Here is a 501-nt window from a genome sequence, read left to right as displayed (position 1 = left end):
CTGGCAATCGAAGTTTGGAGGCAATGCTTGGGAATTGGATGACGCGACAGGGCAGTACTACTTGCACCTTTTTGCTAAAGAGCAGGCGGATTTGAACTGGGAAAACCCAGTGGTGCGTGAAGAAGTCAAAGAAGTCATCAGTTTCTGGGCAGACAAAGGCGTGGATGGTTTTCGTCTCGACGTCATCAACCTGATTTCTAAACAGCAAGACTTCCCAAGTGATGATATTGGCGATGGCCGCCGTTTCTATACGGATGGTCCTCGCGTGCACGAATATCTGCAAGAAATCAGTGAAGCCGTGTTTCAAAAGTACGGCAGCGTGACGGTGGGGGAAATGTCTTCGACCACGCTAGAGCACTGCCAGCAATACTCTTCATTAGATGGCAAAGAGCTATCAATGGTGTTCAACTTCCACCACCTAAAAGTTGATTACCCAAATGGTGATAAATGGACGAAAGCGCCGTTTGATTTCATTCAGTTAAAGCAGATCTTCAACCATTG

General features: G+C 47.1%; 1 protein-coding gene. It reads left to right on the top strand.

What is annotated here, in order from left to right; all coding sequences use genetic code 11:
- The coding region (locus R7Z49_RS28040) for an alpha-amylase family glycosyl hydrolase (protein WP_318112933.1) at positions 1–501 on the top strand (501 nt) is incomplete at both ends.

It is taken from the genome of Vibrio sp. 1562 (assembly GCF_033340155.1).
Lineage (GTDB): Bacteria > Pseudomonadota > Gammaproteobacteria > Enterobacterales > Vibrionaceae > Vibrio > Vibrio alginolyticus.
The sequence above is the reverse complement of the archived record's forward strand: the minus strand, read 5'-3'. Positions and strand labels throughout refer to the sequence as shown.